Raw genomic sequence first — 17,793 nt, 5'->3', positions numbered from 1 at the left:
GGCCGAGGGTGCCACGAAAGCTGGATTCGCGGTCGTACTTCTCTAGCAGGCCCTGGGGGTCGTCAGGGCTTTTTTTTTAACCATAGTGAGAGTCTCTCGAGGGCCGCACGACCCCGCCGAGGCGTCGTCGTGCGGCGGCATGGTTTACTTGGCGAGGCCGTCGAGGCTCGTGATGCCGCTGGCGTCGCGGGTCACGATCTGGATGACTTCCGGGTAGATGTGGCCGATGAAGGCGACGTTGCCGATGGCGTTGCCCTCGAACTCACCGCGGCCGACGACCGCATCCTTGGCCGGCGCGTGCACGGTCATGCCGAGGTCCATGCGGTCATCGCGGATGCTGACCAGGTTCTCGATGGAGGCGCCGGTCTCGATGTTGGTGAAGTTGGCGTCGTCCAGATAGTTGTTCCAGATGGTCGCCATCTCGCCGCCCAGCGGGTAGTAGGTGCCCCCCTGGCTGCCGGTGCCGAGGATGAACTCGCGCTTCTCCTCGCGGATGTCGAGCTCGGCCACCGGGTTGTCGACCTCGAGCCCCTGCTCCTCGTAGTAGCGCTTGGCACCGGGATGGATCGGCATGCCGCCGGCGCCGTTCAGGGCGTTCTCGAGCGTCATGAATGCCGACTGGGCGTGGGTGTTCTCTTCGGCCTTCTCGTGCATCAGGCGGGCCAGCTCGTAGCCGAGTTCCTCGTCGATGCTGTGGGTGTTGCCCACCAGCACGGCGTAGGCGGTTACGGTGGTCACGTCCTCGTCGAGGAAGTCGTAGCTCTCCTGGGGAATGACGAAGCGCCGGTACTCGCTGTTGGCCTCGATGTATTCCACGGCGTCATCGTTCAGCCCGATCATGCGGACGTCGCCGGCCGCGGCCTGGAGGTTCTCGATGCTGCCCGAGGGGAGGCCGAGGATGCCGATGGAGAGATCGATGTTGCCGTCCTGGACGCCGTTCAGGGCGGCGCCGAAGCCCTCCTGATAGGCGCTGTAGTCCTCTTCCTCGACGCCGTTGGCCCCGAGAATCAGCTTGGAGACCAGCTGGGTCGTGCTGGCGGGTGGACCGATGGCCACGTTGGGCATGGAGGAGCCCGCGTCGCTGCAGGCGCTGAGCAGGGTGGCAGCCGCGATCGCGACGGTCGCCGGCATCAGGGGATGGGGCATGGGACGTTTCCTGTCGTCAGGGTTATGTTTTAGGCCGTGAAGGCTTTTTCAGTTATTTCATCTGTCAGTCGTGCAGATCGGCCGGCATTGTTATCACGATGTTACGTCGCCCTCAAAAGAAATCTGGTACTCGATCCATTCCCGTTCGTCATTGCTGTGCCGATGAGGGGGGCGGTGGGCGGCGTCGGAGGCTTATGTCAGTCGTTTTTGGAATGCATTGGGCGCTTTTTTTCGTTTGAAGCCCAGCCGCGGCGCTGGTTTCATCGTGGGCATAACTCTCCCCCGACGAATCGACAGGAACCGGACATGGACCTCTCTCACGTCAGCGCCTCGCTGGGCATCGTTCATCCGCTGTGCGTGGAGCGCGGCCGTAACGCCGAGCTCTGGGACGAGCAGGGCAGGCACTACGTCGACTTCATCGGCGGCATCGGCGTGCTCAACCTCGGCCACGGCCACCCCGCGGTGGTGGAGGCGGTCAAGGCGCAGGTCGACCGGCTCATGCACTCGGCTTTCAACGCCCTGCCGCATCGCGGCTATCTGGAGGTCGCGAACGCGCTCGATGATTTCGTGCCGGTCTCCTATCCGCTGTCCTGCATGCTCACCAACAGCGGCGCCGAGGCGACCGAGAACGCCCTCAAGGTGGCCCGCGCCGCCACCGGTCGTCAGGCCGTGATTGCCTTCGACGACGGCTTCCACGGCCGCACCCTGGCGGCGCTCAACCTCAACGGCAAGGTCAAGCCCTACAAGCATCGGCTCGGGGCCCTGCCGGGGCCGGTGTTCCACCTGCCGTTTCCCAGCCGTGACAGCGGCGTGGGGGCCGACGAGGCCCTGGCGGCCCTGGCGCGCCTCTTCGAGGTGGAGCTGCCCGTCGACGAGGTGGCGGCGATCATCGTCGAACCGGTGCAGGGCGAAGGGGGCTTTCGCCTGCTGGATGCCGACGTCGCTGCCCACCTGCGCTCGCTGTGCGACGAGCACGGCATCGCGCTGATCTTCGACGAGATCCAGTCCGGCTTCGGGCGTACCGGCGCGCGCTTCGCCTTCTCCCACCTGGGGATCGAGCCCGACCTGCTGCTGATGGGCAAGAGCATGGCGGCGGGGTTGCCCCTGGCCGCGCTGGCCGGCAAGGCATCGCTCATGGACGCCCTGCCCAAGGGCGGGCTGGGCGGCACCTATTCGGGCAATGCCGTGGCCTGCGCCGCCGCCAGGACGGTCATGAACCTGATGAGCGAAGATCGCCTGCACCAGTGGGGCGAGGCCCAGGAGGCGGCCATCGTCGCGGCCCATGATGACTGGCGCGAGCGCTTCCCGATGGTGGGTGCCTTGACCGGGGTTGGTGCCATGCGCGGCATCGTCTTCGAGGATACCGAGAACGCCACGGGCGCCGAGCACCTGGCGGCGCTGCTGGCGGCCGGCCGAGAAGCCGGCGTGCTGCTCATGCCCAGCGGGCGGCGGCGCAACGTGCTGCGTCTGCTGGCCCCGCTGACCATCGAGCCCGAGATCATGGCCGAGGGCCTGGCGCGCCTGACCCGGGCCCTGGAGTCGCTGACCCCATGATCGCTCGGCTCGAGGCGGGGGAGGCGATAGCCGGAGAGTACCGAGACTTCCTCGAGGCCCTGCAAGACTCGGGCTTCGAGGGCGAGATCGCCCCGGACTACGCCAACCGCACGGTGCTGGCCACCGACAACTCGATCTACCAGCGCCTGCCCCAGGCGGTGCTCTATCCCAGCAACGCCGACGACCTGGAGCGCATCGCCCGGCTCGCCGCCCGCGACGACTTCCGCCGCGTGGCACTGGCCCCCCGCGGCGGCGGCACCGGCACCAACGGCCAGTCGCTCACCGACGGCCTGGTGGTCGATGTCTCCAAGCACATGAACGCCATCCTCGACATCGACGTCGAGGCCCGCCGGGTGCGCGTCCAGGCCGGCGTGGTCAAGGATCAGCTCAACGCCGCGCTCAAGCCCCACGGGCTGTTCTTCGCCCCGGAGCTCTCGACCTCCAACCGCGCCACCCTCGGCGGCATGATCGCCACCGACGCCAGCGGCCAGGGCAGCTGCGAGTACGGCAAGACTCGCGACCACGTGCTCGAACTCGACAGCGTGCTGCTCGGCGGCGAGCGCCTGGTTACCCGCCCGGTCGATGAGGACGAGCTCGAGGCGCTGTGCCGGCGCGACGACGCCGTGGGCCGGGTGCACCGCATGGCCCGCGAGATCATCGACACCGAGCGCGAGCGCATCCGCGACACCTTCCCGCCGCTCAACCGCTGCCTGACCGGCTACGATCTGGCGCATTTGAGAACGGCGGAAGGAAAGTTCGATCTCAACAGCGTGCTGTGCGGCGCCGAGGGCTCGCTGGCCTTCACCAGCGAGGCGGTGCTCAACGTGCTGCCGATCCCCAAGCACTCGACCCTGGTCAACGTGCGCTACGCCGGCTTCATGGACGCCCTGCGCGACGCCAAGGCCCTCATGGCCAGCAGCGCCTCTCCAACGTCTATCGAGACCGTGGACGACCAGGTGCTGGGCCTGGCCCAGCAGGACTTCGTGTGGGACAGCGTGGCCGAGTTTTTCCCCGAAGAGGAGGACGAAGATGACCGAGTCCGAGCCGAGCGGGATGACGGGCTAGGCGCGAGGCGCGCCGACGACGAGACATATCGGGGTGATAGGCGAGTCGGTGAGCACCGCGCAACGACGTCCGTCGCCCGCGCAGGCCGGACGACCCGATGCCACGGCATCAACCTGGTCGAGTTCAACGACGACGACCCCGAGCGTCTGGCCGAGCGGGTCGCGGCCTTCTGCGAACATCTCGGAAAGGACGACAGCGTCACCCGGCTGGGCTACACCCAGGCCGTGGGCCGCGCGGCGATCACCCGGGTCTACGGCATGCGCAAGCGCGCCGTGGGCCTGCTCGGCAACGTCCAGGGCGAGCAGCGCCCGCTGCCCTTCGTCGAGGACACCGCGGTACCGCCGGAGCAGTTGGCCGACTACATCGCCGAATTCCGCGCCCTGCTCGATGCCCGCGGCCTGGCCTACGGCATGTTCGGCCACGTCGACGCCGGGGTGCTGCACGTGCGCCCGGCGCTGGACATGAAGGACCCGGCCCAGGAGGCGATGATCCGCGAGATCTCCGACGAGGTCGCCGCGCTGACCCGGAAGTACGGCGGTCTGCTGTGGGGCGAGCACGGCAAGGGCGTGCGCTCGGAGTACGCCCCGGCCTTCTTCGGCCCGCTCTACCCCAGTCTGCAGCGGCTCAAGGGCGCCTTCGACCCGCATAACCAGTTGAATCCGGGCAAGATCGCCACGCCTTTCTCTTCATTTCCCCCGCCCGAAGACGCGTCGCTTTCCATCCCGCCCGAAGACGCGGGTAGGGCTACTATCCCGCCCGAAACCGCGGCTCTTTCCCACCCGCCCGACGACGCGGCACCCTCAATCCCGCCCGAAACCGCGGGGACGGCTCCCTCGGCAGAGAGCGAGACGTCCGACGCCGAGCACGACGACGAGCAGGCCGTGAAGTGGGTCGATCCGGGGCTGCTGGCCATCGACGGGGTGCCGACCCGCGGCCAGCTCGATCGCCGGATCGACGAGCGGGTCTGGCAGGCCCACGGCGATGCCGTCTACTGCAACGGCAACGGCGCCTGCTACAACTACGATCCCGACGACGCCATGTGCCCGTCGTGGAAGGCCACCCGCCAGCGCATCCACTCGCCCAAGGGCCGCGCCAGCCTGATGCGCGAGTGGCTGCGCCTGCAGGGCGAGGCCGGCGTCGACGTGCTCGAGGCCTCGCGCGACGCCCGACGCGGTGGCGCCTGGGGCGCGCTCAAGGCCTTCCCCGGCAAGCTCAGGAACACCCTGGCCAAGCGCCGCGGCGAGGACGACTTCTCCCATGAGGTCTATGACGCCATGGCGGGATGTCTGGCCTGCAAGTCCTGCGCCGGCCAATGCCCGGTGAAGGTCAACGTGCCGACCTTCCGCTCCCAGTTCCTCGAGGTCTACCACGGCCGCTACCTGCGTCCGCCCCGCGACTACCTGATCGGCGGGCTGGAGTTCATGGTGCCGACGCTCGCCCGCGTCGCGCCGCTCTACAATGCCGCCCTGGACAATCGCTGGATCGGCCGCCTGCTGGCCGGCCCCGTGGGCATGGTCGACAGCCCCCGGCTGTCCCGGGCGCGCCTCGACAAGCAGCTCCGGGCCTGGGGCGTGGCCGAGGCCACGCCGACCTCGCTTGGCCGACTCACCGAGGCCCAACGCGCCAACAGCGTGGTGCTGGTGCAGGACGCCTTCACCAGCCACTTCGAGTCCCGGCTGGTGATGGACGTGGTCGAGCTGCTCGAGCGCCTCGACATACGCGTCTTCGTCGCGCCCTTCGCCCCCAACGGCAAGCCGCTGCACGTGCAGGGCTTCCTCGGCGCCTTCACGCGCACCGCCGAGAAGCAGGCCGAGCGCCTGCGGACGCTGGCCGAGGCCGGCGTGCCGCTGGTCGGCATCGACCCGGCGATGACCCTGACCTACCGCCAGGAGTACGTGAAGGCGCTGGGCGCCGAGGCCGTGCCCGAGGTGCAGCTGCTGCCGGAATGGCTGAGTGAGCGGCTGGCCGAACGCGCGCCCGAGCTGGCACCGGAAGGCGCCCGTCTCGACGATCCCGGCTACAAGCTGCTCGCCCACTGCACCGAGAAGACCGGCGCCCCGGGCACGCCCAAGGCCTGGCAGCGGCTGTTCGCCGCCTTCGGCCTGGAGCTCGAGGTGCTGGCCAGCGGCTGCTGCGGCATGTCCGGCACCTACGGCCACGAGGCGCGCAACCTCGCGACCTCGAAGACCATCTACGCTCAGTCCTGGCAACCCAAGGTCGAGGATCCGGCCAACGCCGGCCGGCTGCTGGCCAGCGGCTACTCCTGCCGCAGCCAGGCCAGGCGGCTCTCGGACGTCAGCCTGCCGCACCCGCTGCAGGGCCTGCTGGCGGCGCTCCAGCGGGCCGACAAGTCGCCGCGGCACGGGCTCGACGACTATCGCTCAGACAATAGACCCAAGAGGTAAACGACATGACGACCACATCCCTCGTCTCCACCGACGCGATCCGCGACCGCTTCTCCCGGGCCATGTCGGCCATGTACCAGGCCGAGGTGCCCCAGTACGAGGCCCTGCTGGCGCTGGTCGACGAGGTGAATCGCGAGACGCTGGCAGGTGACGCCGAACTGGCCGAGCGCCTGGTGGCCTTTGATGAGCTGAACCGCCTCGGCGTCGAGCGTCATGGGGCCATCCGCGTGGGCAGCGCCGAGGAGCTTTCCATGCTGCGTCGGCTGTTCGCGGTGATGGGCATGCATCCGGTGGGCTACTACGATCTCGCCGAGGCCGGGGTGCCGGTGCATTCCACCGCCTTCCGCCCGGTCGACGACGCGGCCTTGGCCCGCAACCCCTTCCGCGTCTTCACCTCGCTGCTGCGCCTGGAACTGATCGAGAACGAGGCGCTGCGCGAGCGGGCCGCGGCGATCCTCGCCCAGCGCGACATCTTCACCCCCGGCGCCCGGGAGCTGATCGAGCTCAGCGAGCACCAGGGCGGGCTGACCGAGGCGCAGGCCGAACGCTTCGTGGCCGAGGCGCTGGAGACCTTCCGCTGGCACCGCGACGCCACCGTGGACCTGGACACCTACGAGGCGCTGCACGCCGAACACCGGCTGATCGCCGACGTGGTGTGCTTCCGCGGGCCGCACATCAATCACCTGACGCCGCGCACCCTGGACATCGACGAGGTCCAGCGGCGCATGCCGGCGGCGGGCATGAACCCCAAGGCGGTGATCGAGGGCCCGCCGCGCCGCGACTGCCCGATCCTGCTGCGCCAGACCAGCTTCAAGGCGCTGGAGGAGCCGACCCGCTTCGCCGGCGATCGCCAGGGCACCCATACCGCGCGCTTCGGCGAGATCGAGCAGCGCGGCGTGGCGCTGACCGCCGAGGGTAGGGCGCTCTACGACCGTCTGCTTGCCGCCTCCCGGGAGAAGACCGCCGGGCTCGCCAACGAGGATCACCAGCGGGTGCTGGCCGAGGCCTTCGCCGACTTCCCCGACGATGAGGCCACGCTGCGCCGCCGCGGCCTGGCGTTCTTCGAGTACCGGCTCACCGACGTCGGGCGAGCGTCCGCGCCCTTGGGCCCCGACAGTGAAGAGCGCGATCTCGAGGCGCTGATCGAGCGCGGCCTGGTGGCCGCCCGGCCGATCACCTACGAGGACTTCCTGCCGGTGAGCGCGGCGGGGATCTTCCAGTCCAACCTGGGCGACGGCGGCGGTGGAGCCTATGCCGGCAACGCCAACCGCGAGGCCTTCGAGGCCGATCTGGGCGCGTCGGTAACCGACGAGCTCGCCCTGTACGCCGAGCGGGAGCGCGCCTCGGAGGCCGCGGTGCACGAGGCGCTGGGCGGCTGATCGCCCTCGCGTCGTGACCGCCGTGCTCGGCCCTTGGCCGGGTCGGGCATGGCTCGGCTATGATGGCGGCTCGCCCATGGACCGGGATGCCCCATGCCCTTCCTGCCTGCCCTCGATGCGTTGTCGCCGCTCCCCGGGGGCCTCGGCCTCGCGCTGATCCTGCTCTCGGTGCTGACCTCGGCCTTCACCGCCGCCTTCGGCGTCGGCGGCGGGGTATTGATGATCATGGCGCTGGCCCAGGTGATGCCGGCGGCGGCCTTGATCCCGGTGCACGGCATGGTGCAGCTGGGCTCCAACGTCGGCCGCGCGGGCCTGACCTGGCGCCATGTCGACCGCGCCACCCTGCTGGCCTTCCTGCCCGGGGTGGCGTTGGGCGCCCTGGCCGCCGCCTGGCTGCTGATCCGCCTGCCCGCCGGGGTGCTGGAGCTGTGCATCGCCGCCTTCGTGCTGTTCACGCTGTGGGGCCCGGGCCTGTCCGGCCGCGCCCTGGGCGGGCTCGGCACCCTGATCGTCGGTGCGGTCACCACCCTGCTGTCGAGCCTGGTGGGGGCCAGCGGCCCGGTGGTCGCCGCCTTCATCAAGCAGCGCCAGGCGGGGCGGCTGGCCAAGGTGGCGACCTTCGCCGCCTGCATGGTGGCCCAGCACCTCAGCAAGGCCTTCGTGTTCGGGGTGGCCGGCTTCGTGTTCCACGACTGGCTGGGGCTGATCCTGGCCATGGTCGGAGCGGGATTCCTCGGCACCTGGCTGGGCCTGCGCCTGCTGCGCCGGCTCTCCGATCGGCGCTTCGATCACCTGTTTCGCCTGGTGCTGACCCTGCTGTCGCTGCGCCTCGCCTGGCTGGGGGCGGCGCGGCTGTGGAGCGGTTGAGTCGCCCTCGCTGATCGCCCGGAAACCGCGTCGCTCGGCGGCGGCTTGGCATATGCTGAGAGGCATCGTCGGCCAGGGATCGCCGATGCGCTTCCCGGTCGCCGCGGAGGTCGCCCATGCGCCGCTCGCTGTCCCTCCAGTCGTTGACCGCCCTGTCGATCGTCGGGCTGATGCTGATCGTGGCGGGCGTGTTGCTGTGGCACGGCGCCCGCGGCGCGGATCGACTGCTGGTCAGCGCCGTGCACGACACCGGCCGTCAGCTCGCCCTGACCACCGAGGAGCGGGCCCGGCGACTGCTCGACCCGGCCCGGGTGGTGGTGCGTCTGCTGGCCCAGGACGACCTGGCGGCCGAGCGACGGCTCGCCGGGCGTCTGGAGAACCTGCCGCTGCTGGTCGCCGCCCTGGATGCCCACGAGGTGGCCAGCGCCGTCTTCATCGGCTACGACGACGGGGATTTCCTGCTGCTGCGGCGCCTGTCGGGGATGCCCGAGTCGCAGCGGCCGCCCCTGGCCCGGGTCGGGCGTGCGCATTTCCTGGTACAGGTCGCGTCCCGCGACCCGGGCGAGGCGTCGCCCCGCATGGAATGGCGGGTCTACGACCGCGACCTGGTGCTGCTCGGACGGCGCGCCATGCCGGAGATCGCCTTCGATCCGCGCACCCGGCCCTGGTACCGGGAGGCCATGGCGGCGTCGGGCGAGCGGCTCACCGATCCCTATGCGTTCTTCACCACCCGGGAGATCGGCGTGACGCTCTCCCGGCGCAGCCGCGATGGCGATGCCGTGGTGGGCATGGATGCCTCGCTGGTCGACCTGGGCGAGGAGATGGCCTCACTGGGGCTGACGGCGAACACGCGGCTGGCCGTGGTCGGCCGGGGCGGTCGACTGCTGGCCTATCCCGACGTCGAACGGCTGCTCGTGGCGAGCCCCGAGGGCCTGCGGCTGGCGACCCTGGCCGAGCTGGGCGACCCGGTGCTGAGCCGGTTGGGGGACTTCGCCGAGGCCGGGGAACCGACGCGCTTCCGGGTGGGCGGCGAGGCCTGGTTCGGCATGCGGCTGCCGTTCCAGATCCCCGGCGTGGCACCGTCCCAGCTGCTGGTGGCGGTGCCGGAAGCCGAGCTGCTGGCCGGTACGCGTCGACTGCTCTGGCAGCGCTCCCTGGTGGCCGGCCTGCTGGTGCTGGCCCTGCTGCCGCTGGGCGTGTGGGTCGGCCATCGCCTCGGCCAGCCGCTGTACGCCCTGGCTGAACAGGTCAGGGCCCTGGCCGACTTCGACTTCTCGGCCTGCCGGGGCGTGCGCTCCCCGGTGCGCGAGGTGCAGCGGCTGAGCCGGGCCCTGGAGGGCATGGCCGGCAGCATCTCCGGCTTCCAGCGCATGACCCGGGCGCTGAGCAGCGAAGCGCGCCTGGAGACGATGCTCGCCGGCATCCTCGAGGATCTGCTGAGCATCACCGACAGCCGCCACGGCGCCATCTACCTCGAGGACGAGGTCGATGCCACGCGCTTTTCCTGCCTGGCCGAGCGGGGCCAGGGCGAGCTCGGCGAGCCGCTGCCACCGCGCCTGACCCTGACGGCCCCCGGGGAGGACGGCCTGGCGACCCTGAGCCGCAAGCTGGAGGCCAGGGGCTATCTGGTGCAGCCGCTGTGCAACCGCAGCGGCCACCGCCTGGGGCTGCTGCTGCTGGCGCTGCGCGAGGTCGAGCCGGGCGAGGATCGCCCGTGGCGACGCTTCGTCGAGGAGATCTCCGGGGCGGCGGCGGTGGCGATCGAGACGCGACGCCTGCTGGAGGGCGAGCAGCGCCTGCTGGACGCGATCGTCGAGCTGATCGCCGGGGCCACCGACGCCAAGTCGCCGCATACCGGCGGGCACTGCTCCCGGGTACCGCAGCTGGCCGAGATGCTGCTGGAGGGCGTGCATCGCACGACCTCGGGCCCCTTCGCCCTGGAGAGGGTGGACGAGCAGCGGCGCACCGCCTTCCACCTGGCGGCCTGGCTGCATGACTGCGGCAAGCTGACCACCCCGGACGAGGTGATGGAGAAGGCCACCCGGCTGGAAACGCGCTACAACCGCATCCACGAGATTCGTACCCGCTTCGAGGTGCTGTGGCGCGATGCCGACATCGCCTACTGGCGGGGCCGTGCCGAGGGCGGCGACGCGGCGGCCCTGGCCGCCACGCGGCAGGCGCGCCAGGCCGAGCTGCAGGCGGCCTGGCGGCTGGTCGCCGAGCTCAACCTGGGCAGCGAGCAGGCCGATCAGGCCCGCACCCAGCGCCTCGAGGAGATCGCCGGATGGCGCTGGTGGCGCCACTTCGACGACCGGCTCGGGGTCTCCGACGACGAGGCCGAGCGACTGGCCCGGGAGCCCGTGGTCGAGCTGCCCGCCGAGGAGCCGCTGCTCGCCGACCGCCCGCGCCATCGCATCGACTGGGTGGCGTCGCCGCCGCCGGTGGCTCCCGAGGACCCGGCCAATCGCTGGGGCTTCGCCATGCGACCGCCGGCGGTGGCCGGCCACCAGGGCGAGCTCTACAACCTGCGGGTGGCCCGCGGCACCCTCAACGACGTGGAGCGCTTCCGCATCCAGGAACACATCGTCCAGACCATCATCATGCTCGAGTCGCTGCCCTGGCCAGGGCACCTGCGGCGGGTGCCGGCGATCGCCGGCAACCACCACGAGCGGATGGACGGCCGGGGCTATCCGCGCCGGCTGAGGCTCGCCGAGGCCAGCCTGGAGGAGCGCATCATGGCGGTGGCCGACGTCTTCGAGGCGCTGACCGCCGCCGACCGGCCCTACAAGCCGGGCATGACGCTGTCGCGTTCGCTGGCGATCCTGGCCGGCATGGCCCGCGACGGCCATCTGGACCCCGACGTCTTCGCGCTGCTGATCGACAGCGGGGTGTGGCGGGAGTACGCGACCCGTTTCCTGGCGCCCGAGCAGGTCGATGCGGTGGATGTCGCGGCGCTCAAGGCCGTCGCCGGTCGTTGACCCCGAAAAGTGGAAATGCCCTCGAGGCGCGTTTTCCCCCTGTACAGGGCGGGCCCCTTGGTCATAATGCACTCATGTAGAGAGTCATTTTTCAGGGGAATATCGATGCTGCCCACTCCGGTCCCAGGCTGGCGACCCTTCGTCCTCGCCGGTCTCGTCCTGGTCGCCCTGCTGCTGACGACCACCGCCCAGGCCGACAATCCCCGCTATGCGGGCATCGTCATCGACGCCGACACCCACGAGATCCTGTACGCCGAGAATGCCGATGCGCCGCGCTACCCGGCCTCGCTGACCAAGATGATGACCCTCTACATGCTGTTCGAGGCCCTGGAGGAGCGCAGCCTGAGCCTGGGTCAGCCGCTACCGGTCTCGGCGGCCGCCGCGGCCATGCCGGCCACCAAGCTCTACCTGAAGCCCGGCGACACCCTTCCCGTGGAGACGGCGATCGAATCGCTGATCGTCAAGTCGGCCAACGACGTGGCGGTGGTCGTCGCCGAGGCGCTGGGCGGCAGCGAGCGGCGCTTCGGGCAGTTGATGACCCAGCGGGCCCGGGAGCTGGGCATGCGCAATACCACCTTCCGCAACGCCTCCGGCCTGCCCGACGATGCCCAGGTCACCACTGCCCGCGACATGGCGGTGCTGGCCCGGCGGCTGATGCTCGATTTCCCCCAGTACTATCACTACTTCTCGCTGCAGCGCTTCACCTGGCGCGGCAACCGCTACACGGGCCACAACCGCCTGCTGGCCAACTACCCCGGCGCCGACGGCCTCAAGACCGGCTTCATCCGCGCCTCCGGCTTCAACGTGGCCACCTCGGCGGTCCATGCCGGCCGGCGCATGCTCTCGGTGGTGATGGGCGGCTTCACCGCGGCGTCGCGTGACGAGCACATGGCCGACCTGCTGGATCGCGGCTTCGCCCGGGCCGCCCTGGCCGATGGCCATGGCTGGCTGGCCCGTACCGAGATCGCCGGCGAGCGTCTGATGCCGCTGCCGGCCCGCCCGATGGCGCCGCCCACTGGCCAGATGCTGGCGAGCCTCGACGCCGAGGCCTCTCCCACGACGCCGGCGGCCGCGGCATCCCCGACGCCTTCGACGGCCGCGAGCGTCGCGCCATCCCCGGCCCCGGCGGCCGCCGCCACCGTCGCTTCGGCGCCTGGGCCCGTAGTGAGTGAATCGGCCAGCGAACCGGCCGCGGTCGCCCGCGAGGCCGCCGTGCCCTCGCCGGACGAGGCCATCGTGGCAGCGTCCCGGGCGCCCGAGGCCGGCGGTTCGGTCGAGCGACACGATGATCCCCTGCAGTCGCTGATCCCCGCCAATCGTGGGGCCGGCGGCGGCTGGGGCGTGCAGGTCGGTGCCTTCAGCGACGCCGAGCACGCTCGCCGCCTGGCCGACCGCGCCGCCGCCCGCCTGGCCACCGAGCTGGCCGATGCCCGGGTCGCGGTGCCCCGGGTGGAAGGCGCCGGGGTCTACCGGGCGCGGCTGGTGGACCTGCACGAGGGCCAGGCCCGCCAGGCCTGCCAGCGTCTCCAGGCCCAGGGCATGGACTGCATGGTGGTCCAGGCGTCCCTGTGACCGGCGGGCCCCGGCGGTCGTCGGGGTTGCCGTTGCCGGGCAAAGCGCTTAGCGTAGGATGAACCACCCCGCCGGTCCCGCCGGCGGGGTGGTTTCGTCTTCCATCCGCGGGCGTGCAAGGAGGCATCGCATGGCACCTTCCCTCAAGGGCATCCTGTTCATGTGCGGCGGCGTGTTGTGCCTGGCCCTGGGCGATGCCGTCACCAAGTGGCTGGGCGAGGTCCACTCGCCGCTGCAGATCATCTTCTTCCGCACCCTGGTCTCGCTGCCGCTGATCGTGCTGATCGCCCGCTTCAACGGCGGCCTGCGTACCCTGGGCACGCGGCGCCCGGGCGTGCACCTGCTGCGCGGCCTGATCTTCACCGCCACCATGGTCACCTTCATGTGGGGCCTGGTGCTGCTGCCGCTGGCCACCGCCACGGCGATCGCCTTCGCCGCCCCGCTGTTCGTGACGCTGCTCTCGGTGCCGCTGCTCGGCGAGCGGGTCGACCGCCCGACCTGGCTGGCCACGCTGCTCGGCTTCGTCGGCGTGCTGGTGGTGGTGCGCCCGGGGTCCGGCGGCTTCCAGCCCGCCATGCTAGTGGTGGTCGCCGCGGCGCTGTTCTATGCCCTGACCATGATCACCGCGCGCCGCTACGGCGAGGGCGAGCATCTCTGGGCGATGGTCTTCTACACCACCTCGGTGCCGTGCCTGTGCGCGGCCCTGACCCTGCCCTGGGTGTGGCAGACGCCGGCCCCGCTGCACTGGATCGGCTTCCTGGCCGGCGGGGTGCTCGGGGTCGGCGCCATGGTGGGGCTCACCCAGGCGTTCCGCTATGCCCCGGCGGCCATCGCCGCGCCCTTCGACTACACGGCCCTGCTGTGGGCGGTGCTGTTGGGCTGGGGGTTCTGGGGCGAGCTGCCGGACCCCTGGGTGTTCGCCGGCGGCAGCCTGATCATCGTCAGCGGCCTGGCCATCGCCTACCAGGAGCGCCGCGTGGCGCTGAACCGCCGCCCCTCTCTGTGACGACCGGCCCTCGGCCCCGATGAACGGCGGCCCCGCGCCTTCCGCGCGGGGCCGCTGGCGTCGGGGGCTCGCGCCCGAGCGTCAGCCGCCCAGGCGCGGGAAGGCCCGGGCCGCGGCCTCCGGGTCCGGGGCGGCGCAGATCGCCGAGACCACCGCCAGGCCGCCGGCGCCGGCGCGGCGCACCGCCTCGGCGTGCTCGGCCTTGAGCCCGCCGATGGCCACCGTGGGCAGCGGGCTGGCGGCGGCGAGCGCGGCCAGGCCATCGAAGCCCAGCGGCGCGGCGTGGTCGCGCTTGGTGGGCGTGGCGAACACCGGGCCCAGCCCCAGGTAGTCCAGCCGCTCGGCGTCCAGCCGGGCCAGCTGCTCGTGGGTCTGCACCGAGAGGCCGAGGAGGGCCTCCGGGCCCAGCGCCGCCCGGGCGTCGGCCACCTCGCCGTCGTCCTGGCCGATGTGCAGCCCGTCGGCGCCGCTGGCCAGCGCCACCTCGAGGCGGTCGTTGATGATCAGCGGCACGCCGCTGCCGGCCAGTCCGGCCTTCAGGCGCCGCGCCAGTGGCACCAGCTCGGCGTCGCTGGCCTGCTTGTCGCGCAGCTGGACGACGCTCACGCCGCCGCGCACCGCGGCCAGCACGGTCTGCTCCACGCCACGGGCGGCGCACAGCTCGGGGTCGGTGACCAGATAGAGGGACAGATCAAGGCGCATCGGTGAGCTCCAGGCGGGCGGGGTGGGTGGTGGGGCCGGAGAGGGTGGACAGCGCGTCGGGATCGAGGCCGTACAGGGCATCGAGGAAGGCCACCGCGAAGCTGCCGGGGCCGGCGGCGGTCTGGCCGGCCGCCTCGCCGGCGGTGGCGTAGGCGGCCAGCGCCGCCACCGTGGCCGCGAACGGGTCCTCGGCATCGGCCAGGAAGGCACCGACCACGCCGGTCAGCGCACAGCCCAGGGTGGTGACGCGCGGCATCAGGGCATGGCCGCCGCGGACCCGCGCCAGTCGGCGGCCGTCGGTGACCAGGTCGACCTTGCCGGTGACCGCCACCACGGCGCCGCTGTCCCGGGCCAGGGCCACGGCGGCGCGCTCGGCGCTGTCGGCGCTATCGGTGCTGTCCACGCCGCGTCCTCCGCCGCCCTGCCGGGCCAGCGCGAGAATTTCCGAGGCGTTGCCGCGAATCGCGCTCGGCCCGAGCGCCAGCAGCCGGGCGCCGGCCTCGCGCCGGAAGCGGGTGGCGCCTACCGCCACCGGGTCGAGTACCCAGGGCGTGCCGGCCGCATTGGCGGCGCGGGCGGCGTCGTCCATGGCGTCCAGCCAGTGGGGCGAGAGGGTGCCGATGTTGAGCGTCAGGGCGCCGGCCAGGCCGGCGAATTCGGCGGCCTCCTCGCGGGCGTGGACCATGGCCGGCGAGGCGCCCAGGGCCAGCAGCACGTTGGCCATGGTGTTCATCGCCACGTGATTGGTGATGTTGTGGACCAGCGGGGTGGTCGCGCGCACCCGAGCGAGGTGCGAGGCGGGATCGAGGGATTGCATCGGGCCTCCTGGCGGACGGGAGGCGCGGGCCCGGGGGCCGGCACGACTCCCTCCGCCGGCATTATCCGGGTCAGGTGATGAGGGTGCCTCTCAGCCGGAACGGTATGGTGTGCCGGCGCCCCTGTCGTCGGGTCTCACTATCCCCCTTCGTCCCGGGCTTGTAAAGCCGCCGGGCGGGGCAGCCAGACCCGCACGCTCAGGCCGCCGCCGGGCGCGGCCGCAAGCGCCAGGCGCCCGCCGTGGCGCTGCACCAGGCGGTCGACGATGGACAGCCCGAGGCCGGCGCCGGCCCCCGGGCCGGCGCGATGGAAGCGCGCCAGCACCTGCTGGCGGCTCGCCTCGGGAATCCCAGGCCCTCGGTCGTCCACCCGCAGCGTCAACCACTCGGCCTCGCCGCCGAGGGCCACGTCGATGCGGCTGCCGGCCGGCGAGTGATGGATGGCGTTGCCGACCAGGTTCTGCACCAGGGTGGCGAGCGCGCCGGGCTCGGTGCGCAGTCGCCAGTCGGCGCCTTCGTCGGCCTCGAGGTGCAGCGCCTGGCCGTGATCGCCGGCCAGCGGCAGCAGCTCGGCCAGGGCCTCGCGCACTTCGTGCAGCAGGTCGGCATCCTGGTTGGGGGTGTCTTCCTGCTCGGGGTCCAGGCGCGCCAGGGTCAGCAGTTGTCCGACCAGTCGGGTGGCGCGGGCCACGCCGGCGCGGAGTTGGGTCAGCGCCTCGCGGCGGTCGTCGGGGTCCGCGGTGGCCAGGGCGTTCTGGGCGTGCAGGTCGAGCACCGCTAGTGGCGTGCGCAGCTCGTGGGCGGCATCGGCGATGAAGCGCTTCTCGCGGCTGCGTAACTCGCGAAGCCGCGCCAGCAGGCGGTTGAGGGCCCCGGCGATGGTGGCCAGCTCCTGGGGCAGCGGATCGTCCGGCAACGGCTGGAGGTGATGGGGGTCCCGGCTGCGGATCTGGGCGGCCATGCGCGACAGCGGCCGCAGCCCCCAGCCGATGGCCCACCACAGCAGCGCCGCCAGCACCGGCAGGCCGAACAGGTCCGGCCACAGGGTGCGCAGGGCGATGTCGGCGACCAGCTCGCCGCGCACCTCGCCGCGCTCGCCGACCAGCACCCGCAGGTCGTCGGGGGCGCTCAGGGCGAAGACCCGCCACTCGCGGCCATCGAGCACCACGTCCGCATAGCCGTCCTGCCGTTCGCTGAAGGGCGCAGGCGGGGCGCCGGCCGAGCGCAGCAGCAGACGGTCGCCGCGCCAGGCCTGGAAGGCCACCTTGCCCTCGTAGCGGTGGCCGGCGATGTCGTCGGTGTCGGCCCGCTGCAGGGCGTTGTCGAGGCTCGCCAGCAGGGCGTCGCGCCGGGCCTCGGGCAGCGGCGCCCGCATCAGTCCCTCCAGCAGGCGGGCGTTCTGGGTCAGGCGGGCGTCGAACAGTTCCTCCACCTCGTGGGCGGCGTCGCGATAGCTGGTCACGCCGATCGTCAGCATGCACAACGCGACCACCAGCAGCACGATGCCCAGGGTGCGGCGGCGGATGGAGCTCATGCGTCCTCGTCCGCCGGGGCCTTGTCCATGATGTAGCCGATGCCCCTCAGGGTGCGGATCAGCTCGGGGAATAGCTTGCGGCGCAGGTGGTGAACGTGGACCTCGATGGCGTTGCTCTCCACGTCCTCGTCCCAGCCGTAGACCAGGCGGGTCAGGGTATCGCGGGTGAAGGCGTGGCCCGGATGGCTGAGGAATTCCTGCAGCAGGGTGAACTCGCGGCGCGACAGGGCCACCGGCGCGCCGTGGCAGGTGACGCGGCGGTTGCCGGGGTCGAGCGCCACGCCGCGGTGGCGCAGTTCGCTGGTGACCTGGCCCTGGCTACGGCGCAGCAGGGCACGCAGCCGGGCCTTGAGCTCGGCGACCTCGAAGGGCTTGGTCAGGTAGTCGTCGGCGCCGGCGTCGAGGCCCTGGATGCGCTCCTCGATGCCGTCGCGGGCGGTCAGCACCAGCACCGGCACCCGGTGGCCGGCGTGGCGCAGGCGTTCGAGCAGGCCGATGCCGTCGAGCCTGGGCAGGCCGAGGTCGAGGATCACGGCGTCGAAGGGTTCCTCGTCCTGCAGGGCATGGAGGGCATTGACGCCGTCGTCGAGGATGTCGACGGTGTAGTGCTCCGGTTTCAGCGCCAGGCGAATGCCCGACGCCAGGCTGGGGTCGTCCTCCACCAGCAGTATGCGCATGGCCGGTCCCTTTTCGGTGATCGAGCGATCCGATGGTAACCCAGGGCAGGCCCCGGCCGGCAGCCCGACGCGACGACGCCGGCTCGAAGGCCG

12 protein-coding genes and 1 riboswitch are annotated in these 17,793 nt (G+C 71.6%); of the genes, 7 read left to right on the top strand and 5 right to left on the bottom strand.

Going from position 1 to position 17,793, the window contains the following annotated elements; translation table 11 throughout:
* Positions 1 to 144: 144 nt before the first annotated feature.
* Positions 145 to 1,146 (bottom strand): TAXI family TRAP transporter solute-binding subunit, encoded by a 1,002-nt coding sequence (locus ACXAFN_RS10700; protein ID WP_474988566.1) that lies wholly within the window; start codon positions 1,144 to 1,146, stop codon positions 145 to 147.
* A 306-nt stretch (positions 1,147 to 1,452) separates the two neighbouring features.
* Between ACXAFN_RS10700 and ACXAFN_RS10695 the strand changes: the two genes are divergently transcribed.
* The 7 genes from ACXAFN_RS10695 (at position 1,453) to ACXAFN_RS10665 (ending at position 13,972) form a co-directional block, all read left to right on the top strand.
* Positions 1,453 to 2,700, top strand: a complete 1,248-nt coding sequence (locus ACXAFN_RS10695) for a 2-aminoadipate transaminase (RefSeq protein WP_474988565.1) — start codon at positions 1,453 to 1,455, stop codon at positions 2,698 to 2,700.
* The gene (locus ACXAFN_RS10690) at positions 2,697 to 6,170 is read left to right on the top strand and encodes an FAD-binding and (Fe-S)-binding domain-containing protein (RefSeq protein WP_474988564.1); all 3,474 of its coding nucleotides are present in this window, start codon (positions 2,697 to 2,699) and stop codon (positions 6,168 to 6,170) included. The genes ACXAFN_RS10695 and ACXAFN_RS10690 overlap by 4 nt, the downstream gene beginning before the upstream one ends.
* 5 nt (positions 6,171 to 6,175) lie before the next feature.
* Complete coding sequence (gene hglS / locus ACXAFN_RS10685) at positions 6,176 to 7,549, top strand: 2-oxoadipate dioxygenase/decarboxylase HglS (protein WP_474988563.1); 1,374 nt, start codon at positions 6,176 to 6,178, stop codon at positions 7,547 to 7,549.
* 93 nt (positions 7,550 to 7,642) lie between these two features.
* Complete coding sequence (locus ACXAFN_RS10680) at positions 7,643 to 8,416, top strand: TSUP family transporter (protein ID WP_474988562.1); 774 nt, start codon at positions 7,643 to 7,645, stop codon at positions 8,414 to 8,416.
* A 116-nt stretch (positions 8,417 to 8,532) separates the two neighbouring features.
* On the top strand, positions 8,533 to 11,394 hold the full coding sequence (locus tag ACXAFN_RS10675) for an HD domain-containing phosphohydrolase (protein ID WP_474988561.1): 2,862 nt from the start codon (positions 8,533 to 8,535) through the stop codon (positions 11,392 to 11,394).
* A 105-nt stretch (positions 11,395 to 11,499) separates the two neighbouring features.
* A complete protein-coding gene (locus ACXAFN_RS10670) occupies positions 11,500 to 12,966 on the top strand; it encodes a D-alanyl-D-alanine carboxypeptidase (protein WP_474988560.1) in 1,467 nt (488 codons plus the stop codon).
* A 130-nt stretch (positions 12,967 to 13,096) separates the two neighbouring features.
* Positions 13,097 to 13,972, top strand: coding sequence for a DMT family transporter (locus ACXAFN_RS10665; protein ID WP_474988559.1), 876 nt, complete (start codon positions 13,097 to 13,099; stop codon positions 13,970 to 13,972).
* An 81-nt stretch (positions 13,973 to 14,053) separates the two neighbouring features.
* On the opposite strand, the gene thiE is transcribed toward ACXAFN_RS10665, so the two are convergent.
* From thiE to ACXAFN_RS10645, 4 genes are all read right to left on the bottom strand, one after another.
* A complete protein-coding gene (gene thiE / locus ACXAFN_RS10660; protein WP_474988558.1) occupies positions 14,054 to 14,674 on the bottom strand; it encodes a thiamine phosphate synthase in 621 nt (206 codons plus the stop codon).
* Positions 14,664 to 15,491, bottom strand: a complete 828-nt coding sequence (thiM, locus tag ACXAFN_RS10655; RefSeq protein WP_474988556.1) for a hydroxyethylthiazole kinase — start codon at positions 15,489 to 15,491, stop codon at positions 14,664 to 14,666. The genes thiE and thiM overlap by 11 nt, the downstream gene beginning before the upstream one ends.
* A gap of 30 nt (positions 15,492 to 15,521) precedes the next feature.
* Positions 15,522 to 15,624, bottom strand: a riboswitch (TPP riboswitch).
* Between the two features lie 4 nt (positions 15,625 to 15,628).
* A complete protein-coding gene (locus ACXAFN_RS10650; protein WP_474988554.1) occupies positions 15,629 to 17,023 on the bottom strand; it encodes an ATP-binding protein in 1,395 nt (464 codons plus the stop codon).
* Positions 17,020 to 17,700 carry a response regulator gene (locus tag ACXAFN_RS10645; protein WP_474988552.1) on the bottom strand — a complete coding sequence of 227 codons (681 nt, stop codon included), beginning with the start codon at positions 17,698 to 17,700 and terminating at the stop codon, positions 17,020 to 17,022. Before ACXAFN_RS10645 ends, ACXAFN_RS10650 begins: the two co-directional genes overlap by 4 nt.
* Positions 17,701 to 17,793: the final 93 nt, after the last annotated feature.

The sequence above is a fragment of the Halomonas sp. ABH4_019 genome (assembly GCF_056159885.1).
The sequence above is the reverse complement of the archived record's forward strand: the minus strand, read 5'-3'. Positions and strand labels throughout refer to the sequence as shown.

Bases quoted from the DNA above. Each gene is read 5' to 3' on its own strand.
- ACXAFN_RS10700 (WP_474988566.1), bottom strand. From the start codon at position 1,146: ATGCCCCATCCCCTGATGCCGGCGACCGTCGCGATCGCGGCTGCCACC.
- ACXAFN_RS10695 (WP_474988565.1), top strand. From the start codon at position 1,453: ATGGACCTCTCTCACGTCAGCGCCTCGCTGGGCATCGTTCATCCGCTG.
- ACXAFN_RS10690 (WP_474988564.1), top strand. From the start codon at position 2,697: ATGATCGCTCGGCTCGAGGCGGGGGAGGCGATAGCCGGAGAGTACCGA.
- hglS (WP_474988563.1), top strand. From the start codon at position 6,176: ATGACGACCACATCCCTCGTCTCCACCGACGCGATCCGCGACCGCTTC.
- ACXAFN_RS10680 (WP_474988562.1), top strand. From the start codon at position 7,643: ATGCCCTTCCTGCCTGCCCTCGATGCGTTGTCGCCGCTCCCCGGGGGC.
- ACXAFN_RS10675 (WP_474988561.1), top strand. From the start codon at position 8,533: ATGCGCCGCTCGCTGTCCCTCCAGTCGTTGACCGCCCTGTCGATCGTC.
- ACXAFN_RS10670 (WP_474988560.1), top strand. From the start codon at position 11,500: ATGCTGCCCACTCCGGTCCCAGGCTGGCGACCCTTCGTCCTCGCCGGT.
- ACXAFN_RS10665 (WP_474988559.1), top strand. From the start codon at position 13,097: ATGGCACCTTCCCTCAAGGGCATCCTGTTCATGTGCGGCGGCGTGTTG.
- thiE (WP_474988558.1), bottom strand. From the start codon at position 14,674: ATGCGCCTTGATCTGTCCCTCTATCTGGTCACCGACCCCGAGCTGTGC.
- thiM (WP_474988556.1), bottom strand. From the start codon at position 15,491: ATGCAATCCCTCGATCCCGCCTCGCACCTCGCTCGGGTGCGCGCGACC.
- ACXAFN_RS10650 (WP_474988554.1), bottom strand. From the start codon at position 17,023: ATGAGCTCCATCCGCCGCCGCACCCTGGGCATCGTGCTGCTGGTGGTC.
- ACXAFN_RS10645 (WP_474988552.1), bottom strand. From the start codon at position 17,700: ATGCGCATACTGCTGGTGGAGGACGACCCCAGCCTGGCGTCGGGCATT.